Raw genomic sequence first — 17,087 nt, forward strand, 5'->3', positions numbered from 1 at the left:
TATTTCCCCTAATAATCGGGTCGAAACCGATACTAAGTTACTTCTTTTTTACTGTTTAATTCCCACTAAATCGAACATAAAAGCAAATTCCTTGGCTACTTCTTTCAACGATTCAAATCGACCTGAAGCACCTCCATGTCCTGTATCCATATTGATATCAAAATACAATTGTTTGTCATTTGTTTTGGTATCTCTTAGTTTAGCCACCCATTTCGCAGGTTCCCAATATTGCACTTGTGAATCATGTAATCCTGTCGAAATATACATATTCGGATAATCTTGTGCTTTTACATTATCATAAGGAGAATAAGACAACATATAGTCGTAATATTCTTTCTCATTTGGATTTCCCCATTCATCATATTCCCCTGTGGTCAACGGAATGCTATCATCTAACATGGTCGTTACAACGTCAACAAAAGGAACTTGTGCTATTATTCCTTGGTACAAATCAGGACGCTCATTCGCGACAACTCCCATCAACATTCCTCCAGCAGAACCACCTTCTGCAAATAAATAATCTGGAGAAGTATATCCTTGGTCCACTACATATTCAGAACAAGCGATAAAGTCTGTAAACGTATTTTTCTTCACCAACAACTTTCCATCTTCATACCAATCGCGTCCCATATCTTCTCCTCCACGAACATGTGCAATTGCATATACAAAACCACGATCCAACAAACTCAAACGCGTTGTTGAAAAATATGGTTCCATGGTAATTCCATACGATCCATAAGCATATAATAAGAATGGATTTTTGCCATTGCGCTCCATCCCTTTTCTATAGATCATCGAAATAGGTATTTTCACACCGTCTTTTGCTGTAGCCCAAATACGCTCTTCTATATAATTGTTCTTGTCAAAATCTCCTAGTACTTCTTGCTCTTTCAAGATTTCTTTCTCTTGCGTACGCATATTAAAATCAATAACAGAAGAAGGGGTATTCAACGATTGATATACAAATCGGAATTTCTCCGTTTCAAAATCAGCATTAATTTGCGCTTGAGCATTATAGGTTTCACTTTCAAATGGCAAATAATAGGCTTGTTCTCCTTCTTTCCACGGTTGAATCTTAATGTGAGGTAAACCATTTGAACGCTCTGAAATCACTAAATAATCTTTAAAAATATCAACACCTTCCAAAAGCACATCTTCTCGATGTGGGATCAATTCCTCCCAATCTGCACTTGTTGTATGCGTTTCTGAACAAGACATTAACTTGAAATTATCTGCATCATCCTTATTTGTCAGAATATAAAAACGATTATCATAATGAGAAATCCCATACTCTACCCCTCTTTCTCTTTTTTGAAAGATTCGAAACTCGCCTTGTGGATTATTTGCTTCTAAAATACGGTACTCACTGGTTAAGGTACTTTCACTCCCAATTACAAGAAATTTTCTAGATTTTTCTTTGTAAATAAAGGTGTCAAAAGTATCATCTATTTCGTGATAAACTAAAACATCTTCTTCTACAGAAGTACCCATTACATGCTTATAGATTTTATCTGAACGCAAGGTCACCGCATCTTTACGAGAATAAAACAGTGTCTCATTATCACTTGCCCAAGTAGAAGCTCCTGTTGTATTGCTAATCGCAAAATCCAAAATTTCTCCTGTAACTAAACTCTTGACGTAAAGGGTATATTCTCTTCGAGAAACCGTATCCACCCCATAAGCTACCCACTGATTATCTTCAGAAACCGTAATTCCTCTAAGGTGAAAATAGGCATAAGGCGCCGCCATCTCATTACAATCAAACATAATTTCCTCTGCTGCCTCTAAACTTCCCTTTTTACGCGAGTGAATCGGGTAGTCTTTTCCTTGTTCGAAACGAGTAATATAGTAATATCCGTTGTAGAAATAAGGAACAGAAGAATCATCTTCTTTGATTCTATTTTTCATTTCTGAAAACAAAGACTCTTGCAGCGTTTTAGTGTGTTCCGTTGACGTTTGATAATAGGCTTTTTCAGCTTCTAAATAAGCTAAAACTTCTTTATCTTCTCTGTCGTTTAACCAAAAGTAATGATCAATACGCTTGTGATTATGTGCGTTTAGTTCGTGTGGTATTTTTTTAGCTATAGGAGCTAGGATAGATTCGTTCATTTCTTTTATTTAAAAATACAAAAATAAGGGTTTTTCATGGGGAAGACCAAGATTTCCTCCTTTAGTTTAATCAGTTCAATTCAATTGATAACTTACAACTTCGCTTGTAATTGTTCCTTAGCAGTAACCAGCCATTCTTCTCGTAATAATCCAAAAATTGCACTATCACGACGTGTACCGTCCGTTCTAATTTTATTTTTTCGCAAAATGCCTTCTTGCTTACAACCTAAACTGAGAATAGCTGATTTACTGCGATGATTTTCATTATCCGCCTCAAATTCAACACGTTCAAAGCGCAGTTTTTCAAATAAAAACTCAAACAATAAATATTTACAATTCTTATTCACCCCTGTTCCCTGAGCCGACTTACTATACCACGTATATCCAATTGCACTAACCTTATTGCGCACATCGACACGATAGTATCGGGTAGATCCCACGATTCTCTGTTGCTGCTTATCCCATACAACAAAAGCGTACCCCTGCTTTTCTTTACGCATAGTTAAAGCCGCTTTCACATACTTTATCATATTTTCATTATCCGTTGGTTTATCTGAAGAAAAAAACCAAATATCCGCTTCATGTAAGGCATAATACAGCAAGTCTGCCAAGTGTTTTTCACTTAAAGGAATGAGTCTGACGCGGTCGTTTTCTAAGACATAGTCTTTAGTAAAATCGAAATTGACAGGAATTTCAGAGGTTTTAGACATAAATTTTTGATTGAGTTTTAAACGTATTTCTCTCAAATATATTCATACTTTTTCGGCCTTGTACGAACCTTTAACAGCTTACTAACAAAAAAAAGAGATAGTACTTTCTCTATCTCTTTTTTCTATTAATTTTCTTTGATTAATTGATTTTTAAAATCCTCTACTTGTTTTTTAAACGCTGCTAACAATGTTTCCTCTCGAATACCTTGTGTAGGATCAAAATTCTCATGAAACTTAGGTAGTGCGAATGTTGTTAGGATATTTCCTCCAAAAGCAGGAAAAATAGTCTTAGCAATATTCAATGAGTTTTGTCCACCATAACCACCTGGAGAAGTTGACAAAAGCAACATCGGTTTATGTTGAAGCAGTTTCAGATCTAATCGCGAACACCAATCAAATAAGTTCTTAAACCCCACAGTCCAATTTCGATTGTGCTCTGCCATCGAACAAACAAGGATATCTGCTGATTTTAATTTATCCAAAAAATCTCGAACGGCCTGTGGGCAATTTTCTTTTTCACAATCCACTGAGAATACAGGCACTTCAAAATCATTCAGATCAACTAATTCCACTTCATATTCTGGAAAGAACCCCAAAGCATAGGCAGCAAAAGCTTTATTGATTGAAGTAGTAGAAATACTAGCTCCAAATCCAATTATTTTTTTCTTCATTTCTTTTGATTTACAATTTATCGAATGCGGGAAAATCTACGTCGACGATTCTTTTCCACTCTGGATGTTTTTTAATATAAGCAAATACCAATGGACAAAAAGGCATCAATGTTTTCTTGTGTTCTTCAACGTATAAAAGTGTCTTTTCAATTAAGGCTGTTGCGACACCGCGACCTGCTAATTCCTCTGGACTTTCAGTATGCATCAAGTGAATGCGTTGACTATCTTCTTTATAATCAATAAAAGCGATATAGCCGTCAACAGTTAATTCGAATCTGTGATTGGTCGTGTTTTTATTGACCACTAAGGGTAAAAATTCTTCTTTCATCTTTTTCAGTATTAGTGTGGATTACAATATCAAAAATACGGATTATACATTCGCTTATCCTTAATGTAAATTAATATCAATGGAAATATAGCACAAAATTAGTTAAGGTCTTTAGCTACATCATGAACAAAACTTGAAAAGAATATACTATTTTTGTCACACTAAATTTTAATGTATAATACTATGTTTGGCGACTTAATGGGAATGATGGGTAAATTACAAGAAACCCAAGCTAAAATTGAAGAAACAAAAAAGAGATTAGATACCATTCTAATTGATGAAAAAAGTAGTGATGAACTTCTACACGTTACTTTAACGGCAAACAGAACGATTCGTTCTTTATCCATTGCAGATGAGTTAATGGAAGATAAAGATCAGTTGGAAGATTATCTTGTTCTGGTTTTAAACAGAGCAATTGAAAAGGCGACAGCCATTCACGAAGCTGAATTAGCTGCGGCGGCTAAAGACGGTATGCCAAATATCCCAGGATTAGATTTATTTAAATAAAATAATAGAATGAAAAAATATATTGGTCTTGCCTTTATCTTAGGCGCTTCACTTCTTGTTTCTTGTAATAAAGATGCAAAAGGAACTGATAACTTAACCATAACAGGAAAAATTGACGGTTTAAAACAAGGGAAAGTATACCTCTACCATGTTCAAGACACCACTTTTGTTGCGCTTGATTCTGTTATTTTCGATGGCAAGTCAGCCGATTTCACGTTTAAACACCATTTAGAATCTCCTGAAATGCTTTTCCTTTCTTTGGATCGCGGCCACAGTAATTCTATTGATAATCAATTGGCTTTCTTTGCAGAGCCTGGAACAATGACCATTGAAACGACCTTAAAAAACTTTTACAAAGACGCAAAAGTAAAAGGTTCTCAAAACAATGACCTCTACAATGAATATCTAAAATCAAGAACGATTATTACAGATCGTCAGAACGATTTATACGTTGCTTTATTTGACGCTCAAAAAACCAACAACCAAGCTAAATTAGATAGCTTACAAGAGGTAAATAAAAAATTAACGGGTCGTTTGTACTTGAATGCAATTAACTTTGCGTTGAACAACAAGCATGCTGACGTTGCACCTTATATTGCGCTTACAGAACTATATGACCGCAACATCAAATACTTAGATACCATCTATGGATCATTAACTCCAGAGGTACTCAATCACAAGTACGCTAAAAGTTTGAATGAATTTATTCAAGAAAGAAAAAAAGAAGAAGCGAAAGCAACCGAATAATTGTAAATTGTCCTTTTAATCAAAGGACAATTTTTTTTATGTCATTACAAGCCTCTCTACAATTTGCTCTTCATCTAACAGATGATGAAACTCAAGAAGCTGCAAATTATTTCCTTCCTTATACGTATCCAAAAAACACCACTTTTCTAGAAACTGGAAAGGAAGCGAAGCAGCTTTTTTTTCTTACAGAAGGGTATATCCGCATTCACGCCGATTTTGAAGGAAAAGAAATTACGCAATGGATTAGCGCTCCAGGGTATTTTATTACAGATTTATCTTCTTGGCTTTTTAATCAACCGGCTCGTTGGAATTTCACTACCCTCACAGAAGTTTCCTTAGTTGCTATTTCTAAAGAAGATTATCAACATTTACAAAGTATCATAGCGAGCTGGCACGAAAAAGAAAGAAATTTTATAGGTCATTGCTTTCATCAAATGGAACAGCGTATTTTTCAATTTTTATCTCAAAATAGCGAAGAGCGCTACCTTGCCTTTTGTAAAGACTACGCCTTTCTATTCAACCAGGTACCGCATCAATATATTGCATCCTTACTAGGAATGACTCCAGAGACATTAAGCAGATTAAGGCGTCAACAACGCTAATTTAGTTTCTTGATATACATCAAGAGTCTTTCAAAAGAAAGACAAGATATTTGTGAAAAACAAAACGATATGAAATTAGTTACACAAATAGAAATTAACACTAACGCAGAAACTATCTGGAATGCTCTAATCGACTTTGAAAATTACTACAAATGGAATCCCTTCATTACCAAAATTGAAGGTACCGCTGCTCCTCGTCAAAAATTAAAGGTGAGCATTCAAAAGATGAATTTTTCACCTATCGTTCAAGTATATAAACCCCATCAAAAATTAACTTGGTTAGGTAAACTAGGAATTAAAGGTCTTTTTGATGGTTATCACTATTTTGAAATCGTCCCTATTGATGAACATAAATGCCTCTTTATTCAAGGTGAAAATTTTAGTGGACTCTTAGTTCCTCTCCTCAAAAAGAAACTAAAAAAAGAAACCTTACCCGGATTCATTCTAATGAATTGTTCTCTTAAAGACTATGTAGAATAGTCTACAGTTTATGGTTTACAGTAAACCATAAACTGTAAACAATCCACTACATCCAAGGTCTATTTTCACTTTCAATAGTAAATAACCATTGGTCTCTTAAGTGTTTTAATTGCGTATAGTTTGACGTACTAAAGTGCACAATTCCACCTGCTGTATATAAGGCTAAACTCCCAACATTAGCCGTTTTTTGCCAAGCAAATTGAGACAATACAATTTTCTGGATTTTATGTGGTTCTAAAATTGTATGTGTAATATCCCAGGCCCCTGTTTTTAGAATGATAAACTCCGGAGTCACGATTAAACGTCCCACTTTAAAATAACGCCAAATCAACAAGGTAGCGAGAACAAAATACCCTATTGCACTACCCAATCGCCAATTTAAATCTAAATTTTCTTGTGTGAATCTAATAAACAAACACAAGGGAATCAACACTAAAAAGAAAAATCGAAAACCAAAAAAACGATAATTGTATTTTAATTCAACCCCATTAAAATCCAATGTTTTTTTATAGATCATATCAAAAAACTCTTTGGTTTCCTCATCAGAACAACCTGGAATTTCTAGTGCTGTTTTCTTATTTAATGATTCTTGTCCAAAGACTTGATGAATTTTAAAACTTGAAATCCCCCATAATTTTTGAAAATAATTGCGTACGATTTTAATCATTTGAACACGTGAAGGTTTAATAATCGTACTTTTCGTTTGGAGCAACCCATAGGATAGGAACAAATTATCTTGTTGAACCACTACTTTATAATTATAAAACTTAATTACTGTTCGAATGATATTTGCTATAAAGATAACCGCTAAAAAACAAAGCATTAAGATTAACCCGACATAGAGGGTAATTCGTTCTTCAATAAAGGTATCAATGGTTTCATCGTCAAAGGAGTCGCCAAAAAATTTAGAACCTTCATAAATTAAAGAATTAGCAAATAGCAATACAATTCCCATGGTATAAAGGTAATTCGTTGTTACGCCAACCTTTAACAAGGTGAATACACTAATATGTCGAACATCCTGAATCCCACTACTTTCTTGTTGTATCGCTGAATTTTCTCCAAGATTTTCTTCTTTTAGCATTCCTTCACGAAACGTCAATAGCGTTTCTTTCAATGCTTGCGCAACTTCATGAGAAACAGATTTAATCACTCCCTCTTTTGCCCCGCTTCCCGCAGAATCTATTTCAATGGAATAAATATTCAATAACTTATTAACAAACGATTGATTGATATTGACTTGTTGAATTTTTCGAAGTTGAATTGTCGTTTTTGTTTTATTGAAAATTCCTTTTTGTAAAACAAAGGCATCGGTCTCTTTTTCAATGTGAAAGGTAAAGTTTCGATAACTAAAATAAGCAAAAGCAAAAACAAAGAAAAGTCCGATACTCAGGCTCAATATAATATAATCCCACCTAGCTGTCCATTCTCCTTTATTGATTCTCAAAGCAATTAAAATAAGAACCGGAAAAAAGGCACGAACAAATTTTTGTAATCCATAAACAAAATTGACAATAATACCAATAGGTGCTTGTCGATTAGGAATATAAAAATTCATTATTCTTCGTTATTTAAGTGGTCATTACTTGTCTTTTCAACTGTATCATTTACTTGTGGCAATACTTGCTCAATAACATAATTTTTTATTTTATTGGCCTCAACAAGAGGTAATCCGGGTATTTTTAAATCGCCCAAACTTCCGCCTGCAGTAAAAAATTCAATTCTACATAGACCAAATAGACGTAATAAAACTCCTTCGTAAATTTCTACATGTTGTACGCGATTAAAGGGGATTGTTGTTTGTTTTTGACTCAATAATCCCGATTTATACACAATATCATGTTCTCGAACTGCGTATCCTTTTTTGCTGACTCCAGCCATATTCAAACCGAGTAACAACAAAGAAAAAAAGGCACTACCTCCCAATACAACCGCTTTATATTCCAACAATAGGGAACTTTTTTCTGACAAGGGAAGATAAAACCCACTTGCTCCAAGTAGTAACAAAAAGAAGATGGCAATAATTGTATTAATTAACACCACGCGTTTATACTTTATATGTAAGGGTTGAAAACTTACTGCGTCCACAACAGGACGTTCAGCCATATCTATTTGTTGATTAGAAAAGGTTGTATTCATATCGAAAATAAGCATTTAAAGAAACAAATATATTCTTTTCGATGCGATGAAGCTAACCCTTCTATTACAAAAAAAAATAGCCACCATATAGATGATGACTATTTTTCCAATTGATTTATAGATATAGAAATTAAAACTGCTTGACAAGACCTATATAATAGGGTTTTTCCGCATTGTTTGAGCCAACTAGAATTAAGGAAAAATACCTTCCTTTATCCAACGTAATTTGTTCGCGTTTAGCTAATTCTTTTCCGTTTTTATCTAAAACACTTACGGTATATGTTTTACTTGTCTGTGCAATGAATTGCTCATTATTTTTTGCTGATGCAGGCGTTTCTGAATTTCGATCTTTAAAAACAACCTCATCGTCTAATTTAACATTTACCGCCAAATCCTCGCCTGTCAGGTTAAAAAAACGAAGTCCAGAATTTGTAAGATTATTCCCCTCTTCACCGAGTTTAATACGCTGATCATCCGTTATGAAGTGAATGAGATTCTCTTTGGATGCACCTCCTATAAACGACGTATATAAATGATCTTCTACTACTTGTAGATTGGCATTGGTTACAATTTTCTCATTGGTATTGGTGATGATATCCAAAGAACGATTCCCGGTGTACAATCCGATATAACCATACCCTTTATAGGCTAACCCTTGATAAGGAGGTTGTACAAACCGTCCATTAGCAATATACCAAACGGCTTCAGAACCTGCATAACCATTTACCATAGTTAAGCCTCCTACGGGATAGGGTTTCCATCCACTATTATCATCTGTACTACAACTTGTTAACAAGAACAAGCTAAGAACTAATCCAAATAATACTAGCGCTTTTTTCATATGATCTTATTTTTTGTTTCTGTACAAACTATAAATCAAAATTCGTACCATTTTTAAAGAAAGACCAATCAATTATAAAGGATTAACCGCACAGTCTATTTCAATCATCTTTTGAATTTCAAACTAAAATCAAAAAAAAATTGCAATTATATTTGAAATACGCTATGTTTGTCTCTCTGTGAAAATAAATGCGTTACATATCATCCAGCAAAAACTGTACAAAGTATTGACTTTATTTTGTGCGATATGGCTTATTTTCTCCACCTGTTCCATGCAAACGAGTCTCAATCATTTATTCAATGACTCCACTACCGCCCTAGAACAAACAACCAAAAACACTAAAAATAAGAAACATACGACAGTAACTGAAAGAAGTTGCAGTCAAAATTTCATGACAGATGACCAAAGTCAATTGGTACAAAAAGCAGGTTGGGATATTTCAAATCCTTTTATCGCTTTAGTTGTATCCACATTTCTTATTTTTTTCTTCGGATTTCGCATTCAAAACGAGTCTAATACGCATCCTGTTTATCAGGACACCTCTCAATTACTCGGGAAACTCCCTTTATTTATCGAATTTCAGAATCTGAGAATTTGATTTTTTGCGCATTTTTTTGTCAGTCTATCGTGATTCGTATTTACTAAAACACGGTATTACTGCTATTTATCGTTAAAAAATCTAATAATTTGCGATCTATCAAAGATAGATCCCTTATATTCTCTTTCTAATGAAAACGATTTTTCGTTCAGCTACTTGTTTGTGGTTGACCTGTTTAAGCGTGACTCTTTATGCTCAAGAACCAAGACAACATACTCTTGGTAACTTATGGGAACAAGTAGAACGACAGTATCCAGGAATACAAGCACAAACAGCTTTAGTAGCCTCTTCAGCAAGTAAACAACAAGCGGTAAAAAGTCAAGCTTTACCACAATTTAAAATCCAAGCTCAAAACTCATATGGTACATTTGAGGGGAGTAATGGGGCATTTTTTCCACAGTCTGGCTTTTTTAACGTCAGTGGAAATCCCAATCTCTTAGATGGAAGTGATCAAACGTTTAACACCTTCGGCTCAGCAACTGTAGAATGGGAGGTATTTGCATTTGGCAAACAAAATCAAGAAAATAAAGCAGCTAGTGCACAATATGAACAACAATTAGCGCAAAAAGAAGCGTATATCCTTCAGCTTAAAAAGGAATTAGCCGTAAGACATATTCAAAATCTCTATGCAACTGCCAATTATGATTGGATGAGTAAAAATGCCGATCGATTAAAGAATATTGAATTAATTACCAATGGTTTAGCCGTATCGGGATTAAAACCTGCGGCAGATAATCTATTGGCACATTCCTCTTATCTACAAGCGGCAGGACAACAGCGATATTGGACGGGTAATAAACAAGCAACCCATATTGCATTGGCAGAATTGGTAGGTGAACCCTTGGACACAATTGATGCTATTCACTTGCACAACTTTCTGACTTTTCCCTTGCACAAAACCAACGATGCAACTGCAACTGAAACATTTGAACACCCTGTTTTAACCCAATACAAACAAGAGGCCTCTTATTTTGAACACAGCAGTAAATCCATGAGTAGAGCTGCGCTTCCCAGTATAAAAGTATTGGGAGGGTATGCTATTCGAGGTACTGGAATTCAATCCCATACAGTTACTGATAAATGGAAAGATGGCTTTTCTAATGCTATTGACAACTACCTCGTTGGTGTTGGTATTACTTGGAATTTCTCTTCCTTATTCACCAATCAATACAAAAAGCAAGCCTTAACTAAACAGGCAGAAAGTGCAGAGAAAAAATACAGTGCTTATGAACAAGCCCTACAAGCCAATATAGCGGCTAGTCAAGTTCAAATTAAAGAGCAAACTCAACAATTACAACAAACCCATCAGGCCATTATCCATGCCACTCAAGCCTATGGTATGTATATGGCTCGCTATAAAAGTGGATTGATTACCCTGAGTGAACTTCTGCAAATTCAGCAATTGCTCGAACAAGCAGAGAAAACGCACATTGATGCTACCCAACACTATTGGATGCAAGTAGTTTCAGAAGCAGCCTTAACTGCAAATTTTGACTTTTTATTTACTAACTTATAATATAGACTATCTATGAATCTAATTCGATTTGCCTTAAGAAAGCCTATTGCCATTCTAATACTTGTATTTGCTTTGGGCTTCTTATCGATTAATTCGATCAAGAAAATCAATGTCGATATCTTCCCTGAAATAGAACTTCCTTCCATTTATATTGCCATGCCCTATGGTGGGCTTTCTCCTGCTTATATGGATGGTTTTATGGCGAATGAATTTCAAAAAGTATTGCTCTTTGTGGGTGGAGTACAAAATATTGACTTCAAAAGTGTTCAAGGATTAACCTTAATGAAATTGTCCTTTTATCCAGGTACGGATATGGCACAAGCGGCGGGAGAAGTTTCTACTCAAGTTTCTCGTGCCATGGGATTCTTACCTCCTGGAGCCGTACCTCCCATGGTGGTTCGTTTTGACGGTAGTTCACTGCCTGTTGGTCAACTCGTTTTTGAGAGTCCGCAACGCACTATTACCGAATTGCAAACCATGGTACAAACGAGAATTAGACCGATGTTTGTGGAAATTCCCGGGGTAACCGCCCCCGCTCCTTTTGGAGGAAATGTGCGATCCATCATTGTCAATATCGACCCTCATGCCATGCAAGCCAATGGCTTAAGTCCGGAAGAAATTACCTTAGCCATTACCAAAAACAGTCATCCTTCTCCTGCAGGAAACATTCGCATTGGAGAACAAAACTTAATGGCTCCAATTAATTCTATTGCTACAAATCCAGAGGTTTTTCTACAAACTCCAATTCGTACAACAGAAAACAGAACGATTTATGTGAAAGACGTAGCTCAAGTCATTGACGCTGCAGATCAAACCACTGGTTATGCCCTAATTAATGGAACGCGCTCGGTGTATTTACCGATTATCAAAAAAGCAGATGCTTCTACTATTGATGTGGTGAGAAATTTAAAGGCTTCTTTACCCCTATTGGAAAACACACTACCGGAGGATGTTTCTATTCGCTATGAATTTGACCAATCCAAGTATATTGAACGTTCGTTGACGAATTTAATTCACGAAGGAATCTTAGGTGCTTTGTTTACGGGATTGATGATTTTCTTGTTTCTCGGAGATACACGTGGAGCTATCATCGTAATTTTGACTATTCCTGTGGCTATTTTATCCGCTGTTGCGGCCTTGTATTTTATGGGACAGACCATCAACATAATGACCTTGAGTGGGCTTGCTCTTTCTATTGGTATTCTCGTCGATGAAGCCACCGTTACCATTGAAAATATACACCAGCACTTTGAGATGGGAAAATCCAAAGCACAAGCTATCTTAGATGCTTTGCTTGAGATTTCAATCCCCAAATTACTTATCCTCCTTTGTATTTTAGCCGTATTGACTCCCGCCTTTATCATGACAGGAATTCCAAAAGACATGTTCATGCCTCTTTCTTTAGCGGTGGCTTTTGCCATGATCTTTTCCTTTTTAGCTTCCCAAACCTTCGTTCCTATCTTGGCCAATTGGTTAATGAAGAACAAGCATTTAGCGATTTACGATAAGAAAACAAAAAGACAACGCAAATTTTTTGAAAAATTCCGCTTGCGCTATTCACAAGTCGTTCGCAATTGGCACAAGAGATCCCGAGCTCTTTTTTTCGGTTATGTAATTGTTGCTGTTGGTTGTATTGTGTTACTACTACAATTCATTGGAACCGATATTATGCCAGTTTCCAACAGTGGTGATTTCCAAATTCGCATTGAAGCTCCTCAAGGCAGTCGCATTGAAAAAACGGAAGAGATTGTAAAAGAAATTATTGGAGATATCGCCTCTATTGTACCCGAAAATGGTATTTCCATCACCTCTTCTTTTGTCGGAATGCACCCATCAGGAACGCCAATTAATCCAATTTTCTTATTTACAAATGCTTCTCATGAGGCTGTTTTACAAGTAGCCATTGATCAAAGTATCTACACGGGCTCTATTGCAGCACTCAAGGAAGAAATTCGCACCAAAGTCAAGGAAAACCGACCAGGTGTATTGATCAACTTTGAACCGATGGAGTTAGTTGAAAAAATTATGGGACAAGGAGCGATGACGCCTATTGAGGTAAAAGTTGGAGCTAGACAAATTAAAATGGCTGAAAATCACGCCAAAAAAATTGAACGAGAATTAAAGGAAATTCCTTATTTACGCGATATTCGAATTGCAGAACCTTTGGATTATCCCACCTTGCAAATCGACGTAAATCGCGACTTATTGGGTCAATTTGGTTTAACGATGAGTGATGTAACTCGAAGTTTAGCCACTGCAACTTCTTCCACGCGTTATACGGATAAGAATTTATGGGTAGATCCCAATTCGGGGTTGGTTTTTCAAGTACAAGTTCAAATTCCCGAAGGGACGATTGACAGTGCTGAAAAGCTAAAAGCTATTCCATTAAAAAAGGGGAGTTTACGACCGATTTTAGAAGATATCGCTACTGTAAAATTGGTAAATGAAGCTGCTCAAGTCAACCGAAAAGGACCTAATCGCTATGTAACAGTCCTTGCAAACATACACGATAAAGACCTGGGTTCTGCCTCTAAAGCAGTAAAACAAGCCATTGTAAACGCAGGAGAACCACCACGTGGGACTATTGTTTGGACAGAAGGTACCTTAAATCTATTAGATGAAACGCTAGGTAATTTATTAATTGGATTAGGTGTTGCCGTAATTACCATCTACTTGATGCTATCTGCCTATTATCAATCTTTTCGATTGCCCTTGGTTATTCTATCCGTATTACCTGCTGTAATTGCTGGTAGTTTACTTTTACTATTCCTCAGTGGAAGTACGTTAAATCTACAATCCTATATGGGGATTATCATGTCCATTGGAGTTTCAGTATCCAATGCTGTCCTCTTGATTAATCAAGCAGAATATTATCGAAAAGAAATGCAATTGCGCACGGTTAACGCCGCTCGCTTAGCGGCTTCTTCTCGTTTGCGTCCGGTATTGATGACAGCGGCGGCCATGGTAGCAGGTATGTTACCCATGTCTTTAGGTTTAGGAGATGGAGGAGAACAAGTAGCTCCTTTAGGACAAGCCGTAATTGGTGGTCTTTTAGCCTCAACCGTTACCATCTTATTGCTTCTTCCTCATTTCTTTACCTCAACCATGCAAAAGGCAACCTTGGTCGGTCCTTCTTTAGATCCTGACGATCCAAAAAGTAAATTTTACCCCATTGAAACCCCTTAATTTTGATTTTTAATAGCATAAATATGAAACGATATTTCACTTTTTCTCTTGCAATACTAGGTAGCGCTGTAGTTTTTATGGCGTGCAAGGATACTACACCCAAAGAGGCAACGCAAACCAAACAAACTGTTGTTGCTGCAGATTTAAGTACCTCTGTTTTACAAGAACTGAACCCAACCTATAGCATTACAGTACCTGGAGAGATCAAACCTTATGAGCAAGTTGCTTTGTACGCAAAAGTTTCGGGTTTCATCAAACAAGTATACGTCGATCGTGGAGATCACGTAAAAAAAGGACAATTATTAGCTCTTTTAGAAGCTCCTGAGATGAACCAACGGGCTTTATCCGATCAATCTATTCAGGACAAAGCCTATAGTGATTACCTATTAGCCAAGCAAGTATACGATCGATTAGTAGAAGCTTCTCGAACGACAGGAGCTGTTGCTCAAGTTGAACTCGAACGCGCACAAAGTACGATGCACAGCACAAAGTCTGCTTTTGAATCTGCTAAAGCGAGTACTGCTCAGTCCAAACAATTACAAGATTATTTGCGTATTATTGCCCCTTTTGATGGGATTATCACCCAACGCAATTTATCAGCTGGATCCTTGGTAGGAACAAACAATAATTCTCCTATTTTTGAACTCGCTCAAAACGACCAATTGCGCTTAACGGTAGCGATTCCCGAAAAGCACGCGGGAGCTATTCCACAATCAACAACAGCTACTTTCAGTATCAGTGCTTATCCAGGAGAACAATTCACAGCTCAATTATCCAGAACTTCTGGCGTATTGAATCAACAGGATAGATCCTTAACTTTAGAATTTGATTTAGATAATCGCCAAGGGAAATTACAAGGAGGAGATTATGCACAAGTGAAACTAAACTTACAGCGCAAACAACCTACGCTTTGGGTTACCACTAAAAGTATTCTCCATACACAATCGGGCAATTTTGTAATTACCAAAAACGGAGAACAACTATCAAGAATTCCAGTAGAACTAGGCGTACAACTGGACACGATTACAGAAGTATTTGGAGCACTGAATAGTACAGACTTGGTGATTAACAAGCCTTCTGAAGAAATGAAAAACACTAAAAAATAATTCGACAACTATGCAAGTATCAAAAATTTTAAAACGTAGTTTGAGTGCATTTACTTTTCTATTGACATTCAATTTATTTAATCCAACACCAATCCAAGCACAACAAAACAGTGCACCCGTTGTAAATACGAAAACAACTGATGCTGTTTTTTTTGATGCCTCAGGAAAAAAAGTATCCTTGAGTTCGCTACAGGGTAAAGTTGTATTTGTCAATTTTTGGGCCACTTGGTGTCCTCCTTGTATCAAGGAAATGCCTTCTATTCAAGCACTAAAAGAAAAAATGAAAGGAAAAGATGTTGTTTTCTTACTCGTAGACATTGATGGTAATTATGAAAAAGCTAAAGCTTTTATGGATAAACGAAACTTAGATCTTCCCGTTTACACACCTGCAACCACTGTATCGAGTACTTATTTAGGAACATCCATTCCCACCACCGTAATTTTTGATAAAAAAGGCAATATGATTCAACGCATTGTGGGAAGTGTGGACTTTGCTTCTGAGGAAGTAGAAAAATTTATGAATCAAGTTTTGAAATTGTAAATTAATTGTTTTCAAACAGTTATACTGAAGCTCACTTCCCCAGAAGTGAGCTTTTTTTATAAAGTAGAGGTCCCTTTTTCCTTTACACTTAAAAATAATTTCAATACTAAACTCTTCATTTTATTGAAATAACAACAATAAAATCAGCACTAAACTTAAAGTAAAAACAGATAAACCTTGATATTCCTTAAATTATTAAAAAACAAATAATTCTCGCTTTTTGTACGCAAATATTAAGTTTAAGTTAATTTTTTGTTTATTTTAGCAAATACCAAAACCAACCAAAAAACAACAACAATGACAATGCTATACATATTTCCTATCATATTGGGGCTTATAGGATTCTTTAACCTCCTATTTCACTTTAAACAAGTGCACTTAATAGGATACAGAAGTCACAACGCATTAAAAGACGATAAACACTGGCGCGTAGCACAACGTACAAGTAGTTCATCTCTAATCGCAGCTAGTTTATTTCTGATTTGCATGAACTATACTCTAGCTCAATTTGATTATGCAGCACAGACCCTACAAGCTATTATGATTACATCAAATATCTTTTGTGTGTTGTATACGATTATTCATACAGAAACAGTACTAGAAAAAATCGATCAAAACGTCGACCAAAAATATATCCAAAAATAATTTCAATTATTATTATTTCTTCCTCTTTCTTGGACTAACGATTACAACAGCCAGAAAATATTTACTTTGCTTTAAAATCACTACTACTATATTAGGCAAGAAAGAGGTTTTTTCTAACAATATTATTTTACTTACGCAAAAAGGTATGGATTACTTGTAATTCATACCTTTTTTTTGTGAGCGGAGGTGTTTGGTGTTTGGTGTTTGTCGTTTGTCGTTTGGTGTTTGGTGTTTGGTGAAGAAATTCTCGTTTCATGAAAGGACAACCCTATTTTAGGCAAAAACTCTTCTCTCTTCTCTCTTCTCTCTTCTCTCTTCTCTCTTCTCTCTTCTCTCTTCTCTCTTCTCTCTTCTCTCTTCT

18 protein-coding genes are annotated in these 17,087 nt (G+C 35.9%); 10 read left to right on the plus strand and 8 right to left on the minus strand.

What is annotated here, in order from left to right; translation table 11 throughout:
* Nucleotides 1-48: 48 nt before the first annotated feature.
* The 4 genes from HX004_RS13130 to HX004_RS13145 all read right to left on the minus strand — a co-directional run bounded on the left by HX004_RS13130 (nt 49) and on the right by HX004_RS13145 (nt 3,818).
* Entirely contained in the window at nt 49-2,109 is a 2,061-nt protein-coding gene (locus HX004_RS13130) for a S9 family peptidase (RefSeq protein WP_286443044.1), read from the minus strand.
* A gap of 92 nt (nt 2,110-2,201) precedes the next feature.
* The gene (locus HX004_RS13135; RefSeq protein WP_286443045.1) at nt 2,202-2,819 is read right to left on the minus strand and encodes a GNAT family N-acetyltransferase; all 618 of its coding nucleotides are present in this window, start codon (nt 2,817-2,819) and stop codon (nt 2,202-2,204) included.
* Nucleotides 2,820-2,944: 125 nt separating this feature from the next.
* Nucleotides 2,945-3,490 carry an NADPH-dependent FMN reductase gene (locus HX004_RS13140; RefSeq protein ID WP_286443046.1) on the minus strand — a complete coding sequence of 182 codons (546 nt, stop codon included), beginning with the start codon at nt 3,488-3,490 and terminating at the stop codon, nt 2,945-2,947.
* A 10-nt stretch (nt 3,491-3,500) separates the two neighbouring features.
* Nucleotides 3,501-3,818: a GNAT family N-acetyltransferase gene (locus HX004_RS13145; protein ID WP_286443047.1), complete on the minus strand. Its 318-nt coding sequence runs from the start codon at nt 3,816-3,818 to the stop codon at nt 3,501-3,503.
* A gap of 183 nt (nt 3,819-4,001) precedes the next feature.
* Between HX004_RS13145 and HX004_RS13150 the strand changes: the two genes are divergently transcribed.
* From HX004_RS13150 to HX004_RS13165, 4 genes are all read left to right on the plus strand, one after another.
* Nucleotides 4,002-4,325: a YbaB/EbfC family nucleoid-associated protein gene (locus tag HX004_RS13150; RefSeq protein ID WP_286443048.1), complete on the plus strand. Its 324-nt coding sequence runs from the start codon at nt 4,002-4,004 to the stop codon at nt 4,323-4,325.
* 9 nt (nt 4,326-4,334) lie between these two features.
* Nucleotides 4,335-5,072 (plus strand): DUF4369 domain-containing protein, encoded by a 738-nt coding sequence (locus HX004_RS13155; protein WP_286443049.1) that lies wholly within the window; start codon nt 4,335-4,337, stop codon nt 5,070-5,072.
* A 38-nt stretch (nt 5,073-5,110) separates the two neighbouring features.
* Complete coding sequence (locus HX004_RS13160; RefSeq protein WP_286443050.1) at nt 5,111-5,674, plus strand: Crp/Fnr family transcriptional regulator; 564 nt, start codon at nt 5,111-5,113, stop codon at nt 5,672-5,674.
* A 69-nt stretch (nt 5,675-5,743) separates the two neighbouring features.
* On the plus strand, nt 5,744-6,154 hold the full coding sequence (locus HX004_RS13165) for an SRPBCC domain-containing protein (RefSeq protein ID WP_286443051.1): 411 nt from the start codon (nt 5,744-5,746) through the stop codon (nt 6,152-6,154).
* A gap of 46 nt (nt 6,155-6,200) precedes the next feature.
* On the opposite strand, the gene HX004_RS13170 is transcribed toward HX004_RS13165, so the two are convergent.
* The 3 genes from HX004_RS13170 to HX004_RS13180 form a co-directional block, all read right to left on the minus strand.
* On the minus strand, nt 6,201-7,712 hold the full coding sequence (locus tag HX004_RS13170; RefSeq protein ID WP_286443052.1) for a PH domain-containing protein: 1,512 nt from the start codon (nt 7,710-7,712) through the stop codon (nt 6,201-6,203).
* Nucleotides 7,712-8,293: a PH domain-containing protein gene (locus HX004_RS13175; RefSeq protein ID WP_286443053.1), complete on the minus strand. Its 582-nt coding sequence runs from the start codon at nt 8,291-8,293 to the stop codon at nt 7,712-7,714. Before HX004_RS13175 ends, HX004_RS13170 begins: the two co-directional genes overlap by 1 nt.
* A gap of 130 nt (nt 8,294-8,423) precedes the next feature.
* Entirely contained in the window at nt 8,424-9,134 is a 711-nt protein-coding gene (locus tag HX004_RS13180) for a hypothetical protein (RefSeq protein ID WP_286443054.1), read from the minus strand.
* Between the two features lie 271 nt (nt 9,135-9,405).
* Here HX004_RS13180 and HX004_RS13185 point away from each other — a divergent pair, with 271 nt between their 5' ends.
* The 6 genes from HX004_RS13185 to HX004_RS13210 all read left to right on the plus strand — a co-directional run bounded on the left by HX004_RS13185 (nt 9,406) and on the right by HX004_RS13210 (nt 16,726).
* Nucleotides 9,406-9,732: a hypothetical protein gene (locus HX004_RS13185; RefSeq protein WP_286443055.1), complete on the plus strand. Its 327-nt coding sequence runs from the start codon at nt 9,406-9,408 to the stop codon at nt 9,730-9,732.
* Between the two features lie 130 nt (nt 9,733-9,862).
* The gene (locus HX004_RS13190) at nt 9,863-11,248 is read left to right on the plus strand and encodes a TolC family protein (protein ID WP_286443056.1); all 1,386 of its coding nucleotides are present in this window, start codon (nt 9,863-9,865) and stop codon (nt 11,246-11,248) included.
* Between the two features lie 12 nt (nt 11,249-11,260).
* Complete coding sequence (locus HX004_RS13195) at nt 11,261-14,434, plus strand: efflux RND transporter permease subunit (protein WP_286443057.1); 3,174 nt, start codon at nt 11,261-11,263, stop codon at nt 14,432-14,434.
* A 23-nt stretch (nt 14,435-14,457) separates the two neighbouring features.
* On the plus strand, nt 14,458-15,540 hold the full coding sequence (locus HX004_RS13200; protein ID WP_286443058.1) for an efflux RND transporter periplasmic adaptor subunit: 1,083 nt from the start codon (nt 14,458-14,460) through the stop codon (nt 15,538-15,540).
* A 10-nt stretch (nt 15,541-15,550) separates the two neighbouring features.
* Nucleotides 15,551-16,081, plus strand: coding sequence for a TlpA family protein disulfide reductase (locus HX004_RS13205; protein ID WP_286443059.1), 531 nt, complete (start codon nt 15,551-15,553; stop codon nt 16,079-16,081).
* 303 nt (nt 16,082-16,384) lie between these two features.
* Nucleotides 16,385-16,726 (plus strand): SdpI family protein, encoded by a 342-nt coding sequence (locus HX004_RS13210; RefSeq protein ID WP_286443060.1) that lies wholly within the window; start codon nt 16,385-16,387, stop codon nt 16,724-16,726.
* A gap of 161 nt (nt 16,727-16,887) precedes the next feature.
* Here HX004_RS13210 and HX004_RS13215 read toward each other — a convergent pair.
* On the minus strand, nt 16,888-17,087 hold a 200-nt coding region (locus HX004_RS13215; RefSeq protein WP_286443061.1), incomplete at its 5' end, for a hypothetical protein.

This window comes from Myroides sp. 1354, assembly GCF_030324495.1.
Lineage (GTDB): Bacteria > Bacteroidota > Bacteroidia > Flavobacteriales > Flavobacteriaceae > Flavobacterium.

Coding starts and splice junctions, on each gene's coding strand:
- HX004_RS13130 (WP_286443044.1), bottom strand. CDS start 2,109: ATGAACGAATCTATCCTAGCTCCTATAGCTAAAAAAATACCACACGAA.
- HX004_RS13135 (WP_286443045.1), bottom strand. CDS start 2,819: ATGTCTAAAACCTCTGAAATTCCTGTCAATTTCGATTTTACTAAAGAC.
- HX004_RS13140 (WP_286443046.1), bottom strand. CDS start 3,490: ATGAAGAAAAAAATAATTGGATTTGGAGCTAGTATTTCTACTACTTCA.
- HX004_RS13145 (WP_286443047.1), bottom strand. CDS start 3,818: ATGAAAGAAGAATTTTTACCCTTAGTGGTCAATAAAAACACGACCAAT.
- HX004_RS13150 (WP_286443048.1), top strand. CDS start 4,002: ATGTTTGGCGACTTAATGGGAATGATGGGTAAATTACAAGAAACCCAA.
- HX004_RS13155 (WP_286443049.1), top strand. CDS start 4,335: ATGAAAAAATATATTGGTCTTGCCTTTATCTTAGGCGCTTCACTTCTT.
- HX004_RS13160 (WP_286443050.1), top strand. CDS start 5,111: ATGTCATTACAAGCCTCTCTACAATTTGCTCTTCATCTAACAGATGAT.
- HX004_RS13165 (WP_286443051.1), top strand. CDS start 5,744: ATGAAATTAGTTACACAAATAGAAATTAACACTAACGCAGAAACTATC.
- HX004_RS13170 (WP_286443052.1), bottom strand. CDS start 7,712: ATGAATTTTTATATTCCTAATCGACAAGCACCTATTGGTATTATTGTC.
- HX004_RS13175 (WP_286443053.1), bottom strand. CDS start 8,293: ATGAATACAACCTTTTCTAATCAACAAATAGATATGGCTGAACGTCCT.
- HX004_RS13180 (WP_286443054.1), bottom strand. CDS start 9,134: ATGAAAAAAGCGCTAGTATTATTTGGATTAGTTCTTAGCTTGTTCTTG.
- HX004_RS13185 (WP_286443055.1), top strand. CDS start 9,406: ATGCAAACGAGTCTCAATCATTTATTCAATGACTCCACTACCGCCCTA.
- HX004_RS13190 (WP_286443056.1), top strand. CDS start 9,863: ATGAAAACGATTTTTCGTTCAGCTACTTGTTTGTGGTTGACCTGTTTA.
- HX004_RS13195 (WP_286443057.1), top strand. CDS start 11,261: ATGAATCTAATTCGATTTGCCTTAAGAAAGCCTATTGCCATTCTAATA.
- HX004_RS13200 (WP_286443058.1), top strand. CDS start 14,458: ATGAAACGATATTTCACTTTTTCTCTTGCAATACTAGGTAGCGCTGTA.
- HX004_RS13205 (WP_286443059.1), top strand. CDS start 15,551: ATGCAAGTATCAAAAATTTTAAAACGTAGTTTGAGTGCATTTACTTTT.
- HX004_RS13210 (WP_286443060.1), top strand. CDS start 16,385: ATGCTATACATATTTCCTATCATATTGGGGCTTATAGGATTCTTTAAC.